The 16378-nt window shown below is 68.1% G+C and carries 12 protein-coding genes and 1 pseudogene; 3 read left to right on the top strand and 10 right to left on the bottom strand.

The features are described from left to right. Positions 1-38 precede the first annotated feature (38 nt). From C4B30_RS09175 to C4B30_RS09150, 5 genes are all read right to left on the bottom strand, one after another. Entirely contained in the window at positions 39-1079 is a 1041-nt protein-coding gene (locus tag C4B30_RS09175) for a FecCD family ABC transporter permease (RefSeq protein WP_105132412.1), read from the bottom strand. Then, positions 1076-2080 carry an ABC transporter substrate-binding protein gene (locus tag C4B30_RS09170; protein WP_105132411.1) on the bottom strand — a complete coding sequence of 335 codons (1005 nt, stop codon included), beginning with the start codon at positions 2078-2080 and terminating at the stop codon, positions 1076-1078. Before C4B30_RS09170 ends, C4B30_RS09175 begins: the two co-directional genes overlap by 4 nt. Beyond that, positions 2077-2862, bottom strand: coding sequence for an ABC transporter ATP-binding protein (locus C4B30_RS09165; RefSeq protein ID WP_027784141.1), 786 nt, complete (start codon positions 2860-2862; stop codon positions 2077-2079). The genes C4B30_RS09170 and C4B30_RS09165 overlap by 4 nt, the downstream gene beginning before the upstream one ends. Positions 2863-2873: 11 nt before the next feature. Beyond that, entirely contained in the window at positions 2874-4964 is a 2091-nt protein-coding gene (locus C4B30_RS09160; RefSeq protein ID WP_105132434.1) for a TonB-dependent receptor, read from the bottom strand. 521 nt (positions 4965-5485) lie between these two features. Further along, entirely contained in the window at positions 5486-6409 is a 924-nt protein-coding gene (locus tag C4B30_RS09150) for a LysR family transcriptional regulator (RefSeq protein WP_105132410.1), read from the bottom strand. 118 nt (positions 6410-6527) lie between these two features. On the opposite strand from C4B30_RS09150, the gene C4B30_RS09145 reads away from it, so the two are divergent. After that, positions 6528-7409, top strand: coding sequence for an intradiol ring-cleavage dioxygenase (locus tag C4B30_RS09145; protein WP_105132409.1), 882 nt, complete (start codon positions 6528-6530; stop codon positions 7407-7409). 14 nt (positions 7410-7423) lie between these two features. Continuing rightward, positions 7424-7606, top strand: a pseudogene (locus C4B30_RS09140) (Dabb family protein); the annotation flags it as partial. Between the two features lie 83 nt (positions 7607-7689). Here the strand turns inward: C4B30_RS09140 and C4B30_RS09135 are convergent. Both C4B30_RS09135 and C4B30_RS09130 read right to left on the bottom strand, forming a co-directional pair. Beyond that, the gene (locus C4B30_RS09135; protein ID WP_089499967.1) at positions 7690-8130 is read right to left on the bottom strand and encodes a nuclear transport factor 2 family protein; all 441 of its coding nucleotides are present in this window, start codon (positions 8128-8130) and stop codon (positions 7690-7692) included. A gap of 46 nt (positions 8131-8176) precedes the next feature. Then, positions 8177-10201 (bottom strand): oxidoreductase, encoded by a 2025-nt coding sequence (locus tag C4B30_RS09130; protein ID WP_105132408.1) that lies wholly within the window; start codon positions 10199-10201, stop codon positions 8177-8179. A 152-nt stretch (positions 10202-10353) separates the two neighbouring features. On the opposite strand from C4B30_RS09130, the gene C4B30_RS09125 reads away from it, so the two are divergent. Then, positions 10354-10890: a PadR family transcriptional regulator gene (locus C4B30_RS09125; protein WP_027784134.1), complete on the top strand. Its 537-nt coding sequence runs from the start codon at positions 10354-10356 to the stop codon at positions 10888-10890. Between the two features lie 158 nt (positions 10891-11048). On the opposite strand, the gene C4B30_RS09120 is transcribed toward C4B30_RS09125, so the two are convergent. The 3 genes from C4B30_RS09120 to wecB all read right to left on the bottom strand — a co-directional run bounded on the left by C4B30_RS09120 (position 11049) and on the right by wecB (position 15427). Continuing rightward, the gene (locus C4B30_RS09120; protein WP_105132406.1) at positions 11049-12029 is read right to left on the bottom strand and encodes an NADPH:quinone oxidoreductase family protein; all 981 of its coding nucleotides are present in this window, start codon (positions 12027-12029) and stop codon (positions 11049-11051) included. Between the two features lie 142 nt (positions 12030-12171). Next, positions 12172-14001: an acyl-CoA dehydrogenase gene (locus C4B30_RS09115; RefSeq protein ID WP_105132405.1), complete on the bottom strand. Its 1830-nt coding sequence runs from the start codon at positions 13999-14001 to the stop codon at positions 12172-12174. A gap of 208 nt (positions 14002-14209) precedes the next feature. Further along, entirely contained in the window at positions 14210-15427 is a 1218-nt protein-coding gene (wecB, locus tag C4B30_RS09110) for a non-hydrolyzing UDP-N-acetylglucosamine 2-epimerase (protein ID WP_105132404.1), read from the bottom strand. Positions 15428-16378: the final 951 nt, after the last annotated feature.

The raw sequence follows: 16378 nt of genomic DNA, 5'->3' as shown, positions 1-16378 counted from the left end.
GCCGGGCTCAGGCCGCCCTCGCCTGAGCGCGCCTTCGCTCAGCGCCGACGCAGCAGCGCGACGAAGAACAGGCTGCCGAACAGTGCGGTCACGATGCCGATCGGCAGGTCCTCCGGCGCCGCGAGCGTGCGCGCGGCTACATCGGCCCATACGAGCAGGATCGCGCCGGCCAGCGCGGCGACCGGCAGCAGCCGGCCGTGCTCGGCCCCGACGAAGCGACGGCACAGATGCGGCGTCACGAGCCCGACGAAACCGATCGCACCGCTCACCGCGACCATCGCGCCCGTCGCGAACGACGCGACGACGAACACCTCGCGCCGCATCCGCGCGCTCGGCACGCCGAGCGACGCGGCGGCGACATCGCCCGACATCAGCGCATTCAGTTCGCGCCGACGCGCATAGAGCGCACCGCCGGCGAGCACCGCGCACACGGCCGGCACCGGCAGCAGGTCCCAGCGCGCAAGCCCGACCCCGCCGAGCATCCAGAACAGCACCGACGACGCGGCGCGTTGATCGCCGAGGTACAGCAGCAGGTTGCCGAACGCGGCCATCATGAACGACACCGATACGCCCGCGAGCAGCAGCCGGTCCGATTCGAGCCGGCCGCTGCGATAAGCGAGCGCGATCACGCAGGCGGTGGCCGCGAGCGCCCCCGCGAAAGCGGCGGCCGACAAGGTGAACGGGCCGAACGCCGCGCCGGCCACCACCGTGACCGCGATCGCGCCGAGCATCGCGCCCGCGCTCACGCCGAGCAGGTGCGGATCGGCCAGTCGGTTCGCGGTCGCCGCCTGCAACGCGACGCCGACCGCCGCCAGCGTCGCGCCGACGATCGCGGCCAGCAGCGCACGCGGCATCCGGATCAGCCAGACGATGCTGTCGTCGCCCGCGGCCGCCGCGAACGCATCGGCGCCGCCAAACGCCGACGCGACGTGCGCGGCGACGATCCGCAACGCAGCCGGCACCGTGATCGGTGCCGGACCGAACGCGGCCGACACGGCGATCGACACGATCAGCAGCACGGCCAGCACCGGCACCACCACGCGCATGCCGGGCCGCGCCGCCCGCCCGCGCACGCTCATCGTGCCGCTCCGGCAAATGCGGCCGGATACAGCGCGCGGGCGAGCGTCTCGACCGCCGCGACGTTCTCCGGGCCCGGCGTCGCGGCATCGTACGGAATCGCGACGAAGCGCCGGTCGCGGATCGCGGCCACGCGCGCGAGCGCCGGCTGGCTCGACAGGAACTGCCGCTTCTGCGCGGCCGTGATCGCCGAATAGTCGACGATCACGATCACCTGCGGATCGCGCGCGACCACGCTTTCCCAACTCACCTGCGTCCAGCTGCGCGGCAGGTCGCCCATCACGTTGCGCGCGCCCGCCGCCGCGAGCAACGCGGTCGGCATCGCGAGCCCGCCCGCCGTCATCGGCTTGTCGGTGCCGCTGTCGTACACGAACACGCGCAGCGGCGCCGGGCGACCGATCGCGCGCGACACCGCCGCGAGCCGCGCACGCATCCCGGCGACGACCTGCGCGGCGCGCGCCTCGACGCCGAAGATCCGGCCGAGATTGTTCAGGTCGCGGAACACGTCGTCGAACGATGCGGCCGACTGTTTCATCACGTGCGAACACGATTCGGTCAGTTCGTACGTGAGGATGCCGAACGGCGCGAGCGTCGCCGGCGTCACCGCCCCGCCGACATGCATCCCGTAGTTCCAGCCCGCCAGATAGAAGTCGGCGCGCGCGGCGGCCAGCACTTCCAGCGACGGATACTGGCTCGCCAGTTCGGGCACGCCGCGCAATGCGTCGCGCACGCGCGCGGTGCCCGTCTTCCAGCCGCCGATGCCCGTATAGCCGACGAGCCGGTCCTTCAGGCCGAGCACGAGCATCATCTCAGTGAGGTTCACATCGTTGCTCACCGCGCGCGTCGGCGCCCGCTCGAACGTCACGTCGCGATCGCAACTGCGCACGGTCACGGGATGGGCCCCCGCGTGAACGGCCGCACCGCCGAGCACGGCAGCGGCGAGCAGCCGGCGGGAAATGGAGGACAAAACGGAGGACAAGACAGGAAACGGCATGGCGGTCATTCCGGATGAAGCGGCGTGATGCGCGGGCGGCCCGTGACGGGATGGCGATCGACGAGCGCGGCGACGCCGAACACGTCGCGCAGCAGCGCTTCGGTGAGCACGTCGTCCGGCACGCCGGACGCGACGACACGGCCATGTGCGAGCACATGGATCCGGTCGCAATACGCGGCCGCGAGATTGAGGTCATGAATCGTCGCGAGCGTCGCGATGCCGAGGCGGCGCACGCGCGCGAGCAGTTCGAGCTGGTGACGCAGGTCGAGATGGTTGGTCGGTTCATCGAGCAACAGCAATTCGGGCTGCTGCGCGAGCGCACGGGCCAGCAGCGCGCGCTGCTTCTCGCCGCCCGACAGCGACGCGAAGCGTTGCGCACGACGCTCGACGAGACCGACATCGTGCAGCGCGGATTCGACGATCCGGCGATCGTCGGCCGACTCCGCATCGAACGGCCGCTTGTGCGGCGTGCGGCCCATGCCGACCAGTTCCTCGACCGTCAGCCCGAAATCGTCCGGCGTTTCCTGCTGCAGCACCGCGATGCGCTGCGCGAGCGCGCGCGGCCGCATCCGCCACACGTCCTGCGCGTCGAGCGCGACGCGGCCCGCGTCGGGGCGCGCGTAACGGAACACGCAGCGCAGCAGGCTCGTCTTGCCGCTGCCGTTCGGTCCGACCAGGCCGACGAATTCGCCTTCGGCCACCGTCAGCGTCACCGAATCGAGCACGTCGACCGCGCCGCCGGGAGACCAGCTCACGCGTTCGATGTCGAGCATGTGTGTAACCGGACGCATGCCGTACCGCCCTAGAAGCGCATCGTCGCGACGAGCTCCGCCGAGCGCGATGGACCGAGCAGCCATTGCTCGCCGCCGTTCGACGTCGTCACCGCGTATGTGCGGTTCGCGAGATTGCGCAGATACAGTGCGAGCTCGGTGCGCGATGTCGGCTGCCAGCGCAGCGACGCATCGAACACCGTATACGACGGCACCTGCACGCGATTCGCGTCGTCGCCGTAGGTCGCGCCGACGTAACGCACGCCCGCATTCGCGTGCCAGTGCTCGGCGAACGCCCAGCCGAGCCACAGGTTCGCCGTCTGCCGCGGCACGCCGGACGGCACGTTGCCGGCCCGCGACACCGTCGCGCCGCCGGCCGTCTGGTTGAATGCGTCGTAGCGCGCACGCAGCAGCGCGACGTTCGCATCGATCGTCCAGCCGTGCGGCAGCCGTGCGCCGCCGGTCAGCTCGACGCCGCGCGACGATTGCCGGCCGACCTGCTGGCGCAGCGCCGGATTGAACGGATCGGTGCTGAGCAGGTTGCGCTTCGTGATGTCGTACATCGCGAACGTCCAGTACGCGCGACCGTCGAGCAGCGTCTGCTTGAGCCCGGCTTCCCACTGTTCGCCGGTTGCGAGCCGGTAGTTCATCTGCGACGCGGACAGCGTCACGAGCGAGCCGACGCCCTCCGCCCCCGTCGTGTACTGCGCATACGCGCTGAACGTCGGCGCGATGTCGAATACGAAACCGGTGCGCCAGCCGACGTTCGCGAACCGCTTGTCGAAGCCCGTGCCGGTCGCCGCCTGCTCGCGGCTGAACGCGATGTGGTCGTAGCGCAGACCGCTCACCCACGCGAGCCGCGGCAGCACCTCGAGTCGATTCTCCGCGAATACTGCCGCCTGCCGCGCGCGCGTGCCGAACTGCGGCACGGTCGGGTCGGGGCTCGTGAAGACACCGGGATCGAAGCCGTGCGCCGGCACGATCGTTTCGCCGCCGTACGGCGAATTGTTGATGCCGCTGAACGTGATCTGGCTGAATTCCGTGCCGACGACGAGACGGTTCGCGCGACCGAACAGCATCCCGTCGAAACGCGCGCTCAATCGGTCACCGATCTGCCGCTGGTGGTGGCCGATGTCGAGATAGTCGCCGCGCGTGACGCGTCCCGTTGCAGGGTCGAGCACATACGACTCGGCGTTGCGCCAGTGGCGGTTCGACGTCAGGTAGTAGAGCTGATTGTCGATCGTCACGCCGGCCGCGGGGCGATAGCGGGCGGACAAGCGTGTCCACTGGTCGTAGTACGAAATCGTCGCATCGCCGACGGTGTAGTTCAGCTTGCGCAGCGACGGATCGAGCACGCCGTTCGGCGCGGGTACGCCATAGTACGTCGCGGGCATCTGCCGCCCGTAGTCGTAGTCGAGCGTCAGCGTGAGCTGCGGGCTCACGTCGAACGTCAGCGCGCCGCCGACGGCCGTCGTATGCGTATCGGCCCGCTCGGCGAGACCGTTCGCGCGCGCATCGCTCGCGTAGAAGCGATACGACAGCCGCGGACCGAGCGCGCCCGTCGTATCGAACGCGAAGCGCTTCGCGCCGTCGGGGCCGACACCAACCTGCAGCGTCGTCTCGCGCGTGCGCTGCGGCCGCTTCGGCACCACGTTCACGACCCCGCCGATCGCGCCTTCGCCGTACAGCACCGATGCCGGGCCGCGCAGCACCTCGATGCGCGCGACCGACCACGTGTCGAACGGAAACGTGCTCGTGCCGGCCGCCGGCATCAGCCGCACGCCGTCGAGCAGCGTCATCACCGATTCCTGCCCGCTGAAGCCGCGCACGCTCAACGCGGTGCCGCCGGTGCCCGGCGCGATCGCGCTCGACAAGCCGGCCGTACGCGTGACCGCATCGAGCACCGTGCGATCGCCGCGCGCCTCGATCGTGTCGGCCGTGACGGTTTCGACGCTCGCGGGCGTGTCGAGGCTGGCGAGCCCGAGCCGCGAGCCCGTTTCGAGCGGTTGCGTCAGCGGGTCGGCCGGGGCGGACGAAGCGGTGACGTTGATTGCCGGGAGCGCGTGCCGGTCGTCCGGCGCCGATGCGGCGGCTTCGGCGGCCAATGCACCGGTGGTGGCCATCGCGCAGCCCACCAAGGTCGTGCAACCGCGTGCCGCGCGTGCGCGCCAGATGCCCGCGTTCCGGCGCGGCGCGGCGTGGCGCCGCTCCCCGCGCGCCGGGGTGTGTCCGGTTCTCGTCACGTCGTATCGATCTTCGTAGGTGGCGTCGCACGCGGCCGACCCGGGCACCCCCGGCCGGCCGGCGACGAAAGCGTCAGATGATACAATATATCAACTTGATCCGTCAGGGTTTTGACAGCTTGGGTTCTCGCCCGCGCATCCATACCCGGAAACAGAACTGCACCCGCACCCCAGCTAGTCGCCCTGCGGCCGGTTGCGCACCGCGAATGCGGGCCGGTACCTCATGACCGCGCCCGACGCCGGCCCCCACATGTCGCGCAACTGCGACCGATAACGACCGTTTGCCCGCCAAAGCCGCCTGCTCCGACCGTCACGCCGTCCTGCGTATCGTTCGTGAACGGCTTCAGGAACGGTTCTCCGTTACACGGGGAAATGCGCGACGACGCAGCGCCGGCCGTTACTCAGCAGCCGACCTCCTTCCATTTGCGCGCGAGCCCGAGCCGCTCGAAACGCTCGATCAGGAACTCGGTGAAGACGCGGATCTTCGCCGGCTGGTGTCGGCGGCTCTGGTACGCGATGTTGACGGTGAGCGCCGGCAGTTGCCAGTCGGTCAGCACCGGCACCAGCTTCCCCGCGACGATATCGTCGTGAACGATGTAAAGCGGCTGAATCAGGATGCCGAGCCCCGCGAGCGCCGCGGCGCGGATCACCTGCCCTTCGTTCGCATCGAGCACGCTCTTGATCGTGACCGACTGCTTCTTCGCCCCGTGGCGGAAATGCAGCACGTACGGGTCGTTCGCGAGGTTGTAGACCAGCAGCTGGTGATCGCCCAGCGCGTCGGGCGTCTTCGGTGTGCCGTGCTTCGCCAGATACCCGGGCGACGCAGCCAGCACGCGCCGCGTCTCGGCGAGCTTGCGCACGGTGATGCCCGAATCCGCTTCGTGTTCGCGCGTGCGGATCGCCACGTCGATGCCGGCCTCGATGAAATCCGGGTAGCGGTTCGCCGCGACGATCTGCACGTTCAGGTTCGGGTAGCGCCGGTGAAACTCGGGCAACGCGGGCGCGATGTAGATCGACGCGAACGACACCGACGCGGTCACGCGCAGTGTGCCGGCCGGATTGACGCTCGCTTCGTTGACGGCCGCGTCGGCTTCCGACAGCTCCGTCAGGATCGCGACGCAACGCCGGTGATACTCGTGTCCGGCGTCGGTCAGCCACAGCCGGCGCGTGGTCCGCTCGACGAGCCGCGCGCCCAGCCGCTCTTCCAGCGCGTTCAGGCAGCGGCTCGCCGCCGCGCTCGACATGCCGAGCCGCTCGGCGGCCTTCGACAGGCTGCCGAGCTCCGCCACCTGTACGAAAAACTCGATCTGCGCCCACTTGTCCATGCGTTCGATTCTTCCACCTGGCGGAGAACAAAACTCCTCCAAACCTACTTTTTTACGATTCGAGGAGAAATTAATGTTACGTCAACGCGCCATCGAACGACATCAGGAGACACCCCCCATGCGCAATCTCGACGAAGACACCATCACGCAGGCCGTGATCGCGTCGCTCTCCGGCTGTCGCGACGAGCGGCTGCACGCCGTGATGACGAGCCTTGTCCAACACCTGCATTCGTTCGCCCGCGAAACGAAGCTCACCGAGGCCGAGTGGCAAGCCGCGATCGGCTTCCTGACGGCCGTCGGCCACATCACCGACGACAAGCGCCAGGAATTCATCCTGCTGTCCGACGTGCTCGGGCTGTCGACGCTCGTGACCGCACAGAACCATGCAAAGCCGGCCGGCTGCACGGAGGCGACCGTGTTCGGGCCGTTCTACGTCGACGGCAGCCCCGAATTCGGAATGTTCGACGACATCGCGAACGGCGCATGCGGCGAGCCGTGCTTCGTGTCGGGCCATGTACGCGGCATCGACGGCACGCCGGTCGCGCATGCGTCGCTGGAAGTGTGGCAAGCCGACGAGGACGGCCACTACGACGTGCAGTTGCCGGACGACGACGGTTCGGTCACGCATCGCGCGCGCGGCCGGCTGCGCAGCGACGTCGACGGCCGCTATGCGTTCCGCTCGATCCTCGCCGAGCCGTATCCGATTCCGCACGACGGCCCCGTCGGCGCGATGCTCGATGCGCTCGGCCGGCATCCGTGGCGCCCCGCCCACCTGCATTTCATGATCGAAGCGCCCGGCTACGAAACGCTGATCACGCACGTGTTCCGCGACGGCGACCGCTACCTCGACTCCGATGCGGTCTTCGGCGTGCGTTCGACGCTCGTCGCCGACTGGGTTCGACACGCGCCCGGCATCGCGCCCGACGGTTCGCGGATGGACACGCCGTTCTACACGCTCGACTACGACTTCGTGCTGAATCGCGCGCAGCGGGCCTTGTGATCCGGCACGTCGTGATGGGGAAGGTTGCAGGCGCACCCGATCGCGAGCGCGCGAAAGCGTGCGCCGGTGTCAACAAGGTTTTCGAAAGCCCGCGCGGCCGGATTCCGGGCATGACGCAACTCGAGGTCGGCGCGGATTTCAGCGCCACCGATTACGCGAGCGACCTGATCCTCGTCGCCGGCTTCGAGTCGCGCAAAGCGCTCGACGGCCATGCGACGCAACCCGAACACGCACACGTACGCGACGCACTGACCCGGCCGCGCGGCAACCGCCGCGCCGCTCAACCGCCGGTCTTGAACGCCGGCAACTGCTGCCCGAGCCGCGCGCCCATTTCCGCGCCGAGCGCCTGCAGCGCATTGAACGGCCGGATCATGACCTCGAACTCGACGATCCGACCGTCGTCGTCGAAGCGGATCATGTCGATCCCCTTCAGCGCCTTGTCATCGACGGTCGCGCCGAACTCCAGCACGACGCTCTTGCCGTCGTCGGTCACGAACTGGCGGTGATACGTGAAATTCTCGAGAATCGTGATCACCGTGCGCAGCGCCATCAGCAGCGCGGGCGCCGGCCCGTACGGCCTGAACGCCATCGGCGAACGGAACACGGCGTCCGGATGGACGATCGATTCCAGCGCGCCGAAATCCTTGCGCTCGACCATCTCATGCCATGCATCGAGCGATTTCGCGACAGCGGGATGAAGAGGCAGCGGGGAGTGTGTCATCGAAGTCTCCAGCATCGTGGTTGAACGGAACAGAAACGAATCGGTATCAAAGGGTCGCGGCCAGCGTCGTGCCCTGGTGAATCGCACGCTTCGCATCGAGTTCGGCGGCCTCGTATGCACCGCCGATCAGATGCACGCGGCATCCGGCGGCCTGCAGTTGCTCCGCCAGCTCGCGCGACGGCTCCTGCCCCGCGCAGATCACCACGTTGTCCACCGGCAGCGTCTGCTCGACGCCGTCGATCGTCACGTGCAAGCCGTCGTCGTCGATGCGCCGGTACGTGACCGCCGACGACATCCCGACACCGCGCGCCTTCAGCGCCGTGCGGTGAATCCATCCGGTGGTCTTGCCGAGCCCGTCGCCGACCTTCGACGCCTTGCGTTGCAGCAGATGCACGTGCCGCGCCGCCGGTTCGGGCCGCGCGCGGCCGAGCCCGCCCGCATTCGCATACGACCGGTCGACGCCCCATTCGCTGAAGAACCGATCCGCATCGACACGCTCGGCGCCGTCGCGATGAACGAGATACTCGGCGACGTCGAAACCGATGCCGCCCGCCCCGACGATCGCGACGCGGCGGCCGACGGCCTTATCGTCGCGCAGCACGTCGAGATAGCCGAGCGTCTTCGGATGCCCGATGCCGTCGATCGGCGGCGTGCGCGGCACGATGCCCGTCGCGATCACCACTTCGTCGAATTCGCCCTGCAACAGCATCTCGGCGGTCGCACGTGTGTCGACGTGCAGCGCGATGCCGCGCAGTTCGATCTGCCGGCGGAAATAGCGCAACGTTTCGTTGAACTCTTCCTTGCCGGGCACCTTCTTCGCGATGTTGAACTGGCCGCCGATCTCGGCGCCGGCTTCGTACAGCGTGACCGCGTGACCGCGCTCGGCCGCCGTGACCGCGAAGCCGAGGCCCGCCGGGCCGGCGCCGACCACCGCGATCCGCTTGCGTCGCGGCGCGGGTTGGATCACGAGCTCGGTTTCATGGCACGCACGCGGATTCACGAGGCACGACGTGATCCTACCGCTGAACGTATGGTCGAGGCACGCCTGGTTGCAGCCGATGCACGTGTTGATTTCGTCCGCGCGCCCTTCCCGCGCCTTGCGGACGAACTCGGCATCGGCGAGGAACGGCCGCGCCATCGACACCATGTCGCAATAGCCGTCGGCGAGCAGTTGCTCGGCGACTTCCGGCGTATTGATCCGGTTGGTCGCGACGACCGGAATGCCGACCTTGCCCATCAGTTGCCGCGTCACCCAGGCGTATGCGGCGCGCGGCACCTTGGTCGCGATGGTCGGGATGCGCGCCTCGTGCCAGCCGATGCCGGTATTGAGGATCGTCGCGCCGGCCGCCTCGATCGCCTGCGCGAGCCGAATCACCTCGTCGAGCGTCGAGCCGCCTTCGACGAGATCGAGCATCGACAGCCGGTAGATGACGATGAAGTTCGCGCCGACGCGCTCGCGCACGCGCCGCACGATCTCGACCGCGAAGCGGATGCGGTTGTCGTACGCGCCGCCCCACGCATCGTCGCGATGGTTCGTGCGCGCGGCGATGAATTCGTTGATCAGGTAGCCTTCGGAGCCCATGATCTCGACCCCGTCGTAGCCGGCGTACTGCGCGAGCGCCGCGCATCGCACGAAATCGGCGATCGTCTCGTCGACCTCGTCGCTGCTCAGCGCGTGCGGCGTGAACGGGTTGATCGGCGCCTTCAGCGCGCTCGGCGCCGCAAGCGCCGGGTGATACGCATAGCGTCCGAAATGCAGGATCTGCAACGCGATCCTGCCGCCCTCCGCATGCACCGCACGCGTCACGACGCGATGACGTTCGGCTTCCGCTTCGGTCGTCAGCATCGCGCCGCCCGGCGCCGGACGGCCGCGCTCGTTCGGCGCGAAGCCGCCCGTGACGATCAGGCCGGCCTCGCCTCGCGCACGCTCCGCATAGAACGCAGCCATCCGCTCGAAGCCGTTCGGCGCTTCCTCGAGGCCGACATGCATCGACCCCATCAACACGCGGTTCCTGAGCGACGTGAAGCCGAGTTCGAGCGGGGTCGTCAAATGCGGATAACGGGATGTCATCGGGCGTCTCCATTTTTTATGCAACAAGTTGCACGGATGGTAGCTCGTCGATCTCGTTTATGCAACATGTTGCAGAAACATGCTTTCGCCGTTTGTGCTACGGCCCCGATATGGCAAGATGCGGTTCATTGCGCAGCCTTCTTCGATCCGACATGTCCCTGCCTCACGCGCTTCTCACCGCTCTCGCCGAACGCCCCGGTTCGGGGTCCGAGCTCGCCGACCGTTTCGACCGCTCGATCGGCTATTTCTGGCAGGCGACGCACCAGCAGATCTATCGCGAACTCGGACGTCTCGAGGAAACGGGCTGGATCGAATCGCTGCCCGCCGAGTCCGGCCGCGGCCGCAAGCGCGCGTACCGGATCCTGCCGGCCGGCAAGAAGGAATTGCGACGCTGGATCGCCGAACCGGAAGATCCGACACCGCTGCGCGAGGCGTTGATGGTGCGCCTGCGCGCGGAAGCCGTGCTCGGGCCGGCCGGCCTCGAGGACGAGATCCGGCGGCGCATCGCACTGCATCAGGAAAAGCTGGACGTGTATCTGCAGATCGAGGCGCGCGATTTTTCGACGGCCGACGATTCACGCACGAAGCGCCTGCAGCATCTGGTGCTGCAGGCCGGCATCGCGAACGAGCGGTTCTGGGTCGAGTTCTCGCAGCATGCGCTCGATACGCTGCGTCTGCCGAAGGACTGAAGGCGCCGACGCAGGACCGGCGGCGTTCGTTTCAGCACCGCCCGGCATCGTGCGCCCGGGCTACCGGATCGCCACGCCTTTACAACGGTCGCGCCGTGCCGCTTTCTTGAAGCACCGCCGCGCGGCTTGCGTTGAACCCGCCGCGCGCCGAAACCGGATCACGCGTCCGGAAAAATCACCACCTTGCCCTTCACCTGCCGGTTCGCCATCCGCGCGATCGCGTCGGCCGCGCCGGCCAGCGGCACACGCTCGGTGATCGCGGGCCGAACCTTGCCGGCCGCGAACCATTCGGCGAGCGTCCGCATGTTCGCGGCATGCTGCGCCAGATCGCGCCGCACCGCGTCGCCCCAGAACACGCCGAGAATGTCGCGCTCCTTCAGCAGCGCAAGGTTCAACGCGATCTTCGGGATCTCGCCGGCCGCGAAGCCGACCACGAGAAACCGGCCGCGCCACGCGGTCGCACGCAGCGCCGCTTCGCTGCTTGCGCCGCCCACCGGATCGTAGACGACGTCGGCGCCGCGCCCGCCGGTCAGTTCGTCGACGCGGCGGCGCAGGTCTTCGGTCGCATAGTCGATCGTCTCGTCGGCGCCCGCTTCACGGCACAGCGCGAGCTTGTCCGCGCTCGACGCTGCCGCGATCACGCGCGCGCCGAGCGCTTTCGCGATCTCGATCGCGGCGATCCCGACACCGCCGGCCGCGCCCAGCACGAGCAGCGTCTCGCCCGCCTGCAGGCGCGCGCGCTGCTGCAGCGCGTGCAGCGACGTGCCGTAGGCAAGCACGAGCGCCGCGCCCTGCTCGAACGTCATCCCCGGCGGCAGCGCGGCGAGCTGGTGCGCATCGGCCACGCACTGCTGCGCGAACCCGCCGTGCCCGGTAAACGCCATCACCGAATCGCCGGGGCGCCACGCGGTGACGCCCTCGCCGACCGCGTCGATCACGCCGGCAAACTCGGCGCCCGGCGAAAACGGCAGCGCCGGTTTCGCCTGATACAGACCCTGGACGATCAGCGCGTCGGGGAAATTGAGCGACGCCGCCTTCACCTGGACCCGGACCTGCCCGGCAGCCGGTTCAGGAATCGCGACATCCTCGATGCGCAGGCGATCGATCGGGCCGAATGCAGTACACAACAGGGCTTTCATGCGCTTCTCTCTCCTTGCGCGGCATGGCCGCGCATCGGTATGGTGTGCGGGATACCCCCGCGCGGCCGGTTCACGACGCGTATGCGATGGCCATCGGCATCGGCAAGATCGTCGGCATTCCGGAATATCGTCGAAGTCACGTTCAGAACCACGCGTCGCGCATGTCGAGCGTCGTCGTGTCGACGCTCGACAGCAGGTCGAGCTGCGCATCCACCTTCGGCAGCTCCCAGCGGAAAAAGTAACGGGCCGCCGCACGCTTGCCGTCGTGGAAATCGCCGCCGTGCCCGTGCGCCGCGAGCGTCACGTCGAGCCACAGCCATGCGACGACGAGATGGCCGAACGCTTCGAGATACACGCTCGCGTTCGCCAGCCGCGTCCGCGGATCGCCGATCGCGCTCAACTGGCGTGTCACGTCGCACAGCCGCGCCCAACGCCGCGCCAATGCATCGGCTTGCTCGCGCATGCCGGCATCCGGCGCCCGTGCACGCTCGACGGTCGCATCGATCCGCGCATCGAGCGCGCGCAGCGACGCGCCATCGTCCTGGCCGACCTTGCGGCCCAGCAGGTCGAGCGCCTGGATGCCGTGCGTGCCTTCGTGAATCGGATTCAGGCGATTGTCGCGATAGAGCCGTTCGACCGCGTAATCGCGCGTGTAGCCATAACCGCCGTGTACCTGGATCGCGAGATCGTTCGCGGCAAGACACCACTGCGACGGCCAGCTCTTCGCGATCGGCGTCAGGATGTCGAGCAGGCGCGCGGCATCGGCGCGTATCGCGGCATCGTCGTGCGCGCGCGCTTCGTCGACCTGCTTCGCGCAATACAGGATCAGCGCGAGACCGCCTTCGACATAAGCCTTCTGCGCGAGCAGCATGCGCCGCACGTCCGGATGGTCGACGATCGGCGCCTGCGGCGCGGCCGCATCCTTGCCGGCGGGCCCGAGCGGGCGGCCTTGCGGACGGTTGCGCGCGTAGTCGAGCGCGTGCAGATAGCCGGTATAGCCGAGCGCCACCGCGCCCGCGCCGACGCCGATGCGCGCTTCGTTCATCATGTGGAACATGTATGCCAGCCCGTGATTCGGCTGGCCGACCAGGTAGCCGATCGCACCCGCACGCCCTTGCGGCCGATAACGCGTCCCTTCGCCGAAATTCAGCAGGCAGTTGGTCGTGCCGCGATAGCCCATCTTGTGGTTCAGCCCGGCGAGCACGACGTCGTTGTGCTCGCCGTTCGCGTCGGCATCGGCGCCGGTCAGGAACTTCGGCACGATGAACAGCGAGATGCCGCGCGTGCCGGGTTGCAGCCGGCCGTGTTCGTCGGGAATCTTCGCGAGCACGAGGTGGACGATGTTCTCCGCCAGCTCGTGCTCGCCGCCGGAAATCCACATCTTGTTGCCGGTCAGCCGGTAGCGCGCGCCGAGCGGCGAGTCGCCATCGAAATCGGCGCGCGTCGCGATGTCGGACAGCGACGAACCGGCTTGCGGTTCGGATAGGCACATCGTGCCGAGGAAACGCCCTTCCAGCTCCGGGCGGGCGAACGTGTCGATCTGAGCGGCGCTGCCGTGCGCGACGAGCAGGTTCGCATTGGCGACGGTCAGGAACGGGTACGCGGCCGTCGCGATGTTCGCGGCCTGGAAGAACAGGAACGACGCGGCTTCGACCAGTTTCGGCAAGCGCATGCCGCCGAGCGCTTCGTCGTGCCCCGCGGCGATCAGCCCGGCGTCCGCGAACGCGCGCACGGCCGGTTCCACCTCCGGGATCAGCGTCACGCGTTCGCCGTCGAATCGCGGCTCCTCGCGGTCGCCGCGCGCCGCGTGCGGCGCGAACAGCTCTTCGGCAATCCGCTCGCTGGTGTCGAGCACCGCGTCGAAGGTCTCGCGACCGTGCTCCGCGTAGCGCGGCAGCGCGGCGAGCGCTTCGGCGTCGAGCCAGTCATACAGCAGGAACGCGAGATCGCGTCGCGACATCAACAGGCTCATCGTGCCGTCTCCCGGGGTGCCGGCCGTGTCAGCCGAATGAAGGGTTGCGTGACTGCAAGTGCTGGCAGGAATTTAGCACGGTCGTTCGCAACCGACAACGGCGAACATCGGGGTCGTACATGCGCAAGCATCCGGCCGACCTTGCGGCCGGACTGGATGCCTGACGTCGACGCCGAACGCGCGGGAGCGGGCTACCGCGCGATCCGCCTCACGGCGACCGCAACGCCTGCAACCCGAGCGTGAGCGCGTTGAACGACATCTCGGCGGCGCCCATCGAGAAACTCGTCGTCTTCGCGGGCACCCCGGGCGTACGCATCAGCGCGTGAACGATCCGCTCGCTCGCATGGCCGTCGCCGTACGGATTGCTCGCCCGCGACATTTCCTCGTACGCGCTCTCGCTGTCGAACAGCCGCGACGCCTCCCAGACGATCCTGTCCTGATCGGTACCGACGAGCCGCGCGGTGCCGGCCTGAATCGCTTCGGGCCGCTCGGTCGTCTCGCGCGTGACGAGCACCGGCTTGCCGAGCGCCGGCCCTTCTTCCTGAATGCCGCCCGAATCCGTGATGATGAAATGCGCACGCGACATCAGGAATACGAACGAAAGATATTCCTGCGGCTCGATCAGGTAAATATTGGGGATATCGCCGAGACGCGCGCGCGCCGGCTCCCGCACGTTCGGGTTCAGGTGCAGCGGATAGACGAACTGCGCATCGCGATAGCGGCTCGCCAGCGTGCATAGCGCTTCGCAGAAGTGCCGGAACGGTTCGCCGAAACTTTCCCGGCGGTGGCCGGTGATCAGCACGACGCGCCGCGACGGTTCGAGAAACGGGAAGTACGCGGCGATCTTGTCCGACAGCGCGGCGGTGCGATCCAGCATGCGCTTGACCTCGTGCAACGCATCGATCACGGTATTGCCGGTCAGCGAGACCGCCCCGCCCGGCACGCCCTCGCTCAGCAGGTTGTCGCGTGCCTGCCCGGTCGGCGCGAAATGCCACGACGACACCGCATCGGTCACGCGGCGATTCAGCTCTTCCGGCCACGGCGACCAGATGTCGCCGCTGCGCAAGCCGGCCTCCACGTGACCGACCGGCAGATAGCGATAGAACGCCGCAAGGCTCACCGCGAGCGTGGTCGTCGTATCGCCGTGCACCAGCACGACGTCCGGCCGGAATTCGTCGAAGACCTTGCCGATCGCCTGAAGAATGCCGGTCGTCACGTCGGTCAGCGTCTGGCCTTGCCGCATCAGGTTCAGATCGTAGTCGGGCTTGATGTCGAACAGCGTCAGCACCTGGTCGAGCATTTCCCGATGCTGCGCGGTCACGCATACCCGGGCGTCGACATCCGCGTGCGCCTTCAACGCGCGCACCAGCGGTGCCATCTTGATGGCTTCCGGCCGAGTCCCGAACACAAGCAAGATCTTCTTCATCGTTATCCTCGTTTTTAGCCGCTTCGTGCCCGGCGATCCTGCACGTGGCGCGAAGCATGTATTCGGGCGGCGCATCCCGTACTCGCGCGCGATCGACACGCGGCGGTGTGGCGGGGCGAGCGTGCTGCCTCGTCCGCGCGGTCCGGGCCGCGCGAATCGTCGTACTACCGGCGTCCCGTTGCACTGAATCATTCACGTCATGAGCGTTCCTCGCTGTGTCGAGCGTCGTCCTTCCACTACAGCAATATTCAAACCAACCGGCCTGCATCCCGGCCCGCTTCGCTCCACGGCAGGCGCGTGCAAACGGCGCGTGACGGAATGTTTCACAACTGCTACGGACGCTCGCAGCGCCGGATCGACGCGACAACGAGAAACAGCCGTACGCTCGCGCGATCCGTCTGACGACGTCGTCCGATGAATCGCGCATGCGTGTCGAGCGCCGATGACGACGCAAATCGCGTGTCTCTTTCGATGCGCTTTGCGTCGCCTCGATTCGCCACTTTCGTCTGTGCAGTGCGCGGCACGCACTCGAGCATCGGCCACCATCGCGCGCGAGGAATTTCCCCGCCACCCGACGGTGCTTGCGTCACAGGAATCACGGGTGTGGGAAATGTTGCGCTTGTGTAACGCGCAGCCGAAACCGGCAAATACATCGGAGTCCGGTCTATTCGTCTCATGTAACGGCGGTGCCCGTTTCAATCGCTGGACCGATGCACACACCACGAATGACACACGACGGCCAGTCATGCCGAGCCGCACACCGGCAACGCGGCATCGCCGGGTTGGGCGCCCCCGGTCGCCGCGCGACCTGCTCGCTGCGAACGACCGATCGTACGGGGTCGAATGCGGCGCCCGCACGCTGATTCGTCAGTGAATCAAAACGCGTCGCCCACACGCCCGTCGCATCCGCTCCCCGTGCGCGGCCCCTTGCTGCGCGGGGCATCGCGGCAG

It is taken from the genome of Burkholderia sp. BE12 (assembly GCF_002959955.1).
Classification (GTDB): Bacteria; Pseudomonadota; Gammaproteobacteria; order Burkholderiales; family Burkholderiaceae; genus Burkholderia.
The sequence above is the reverse complement of the archived record's forward strand: the minus strand, read 5'-3'. Positions and strand labels throughout refer to the sequence as shown.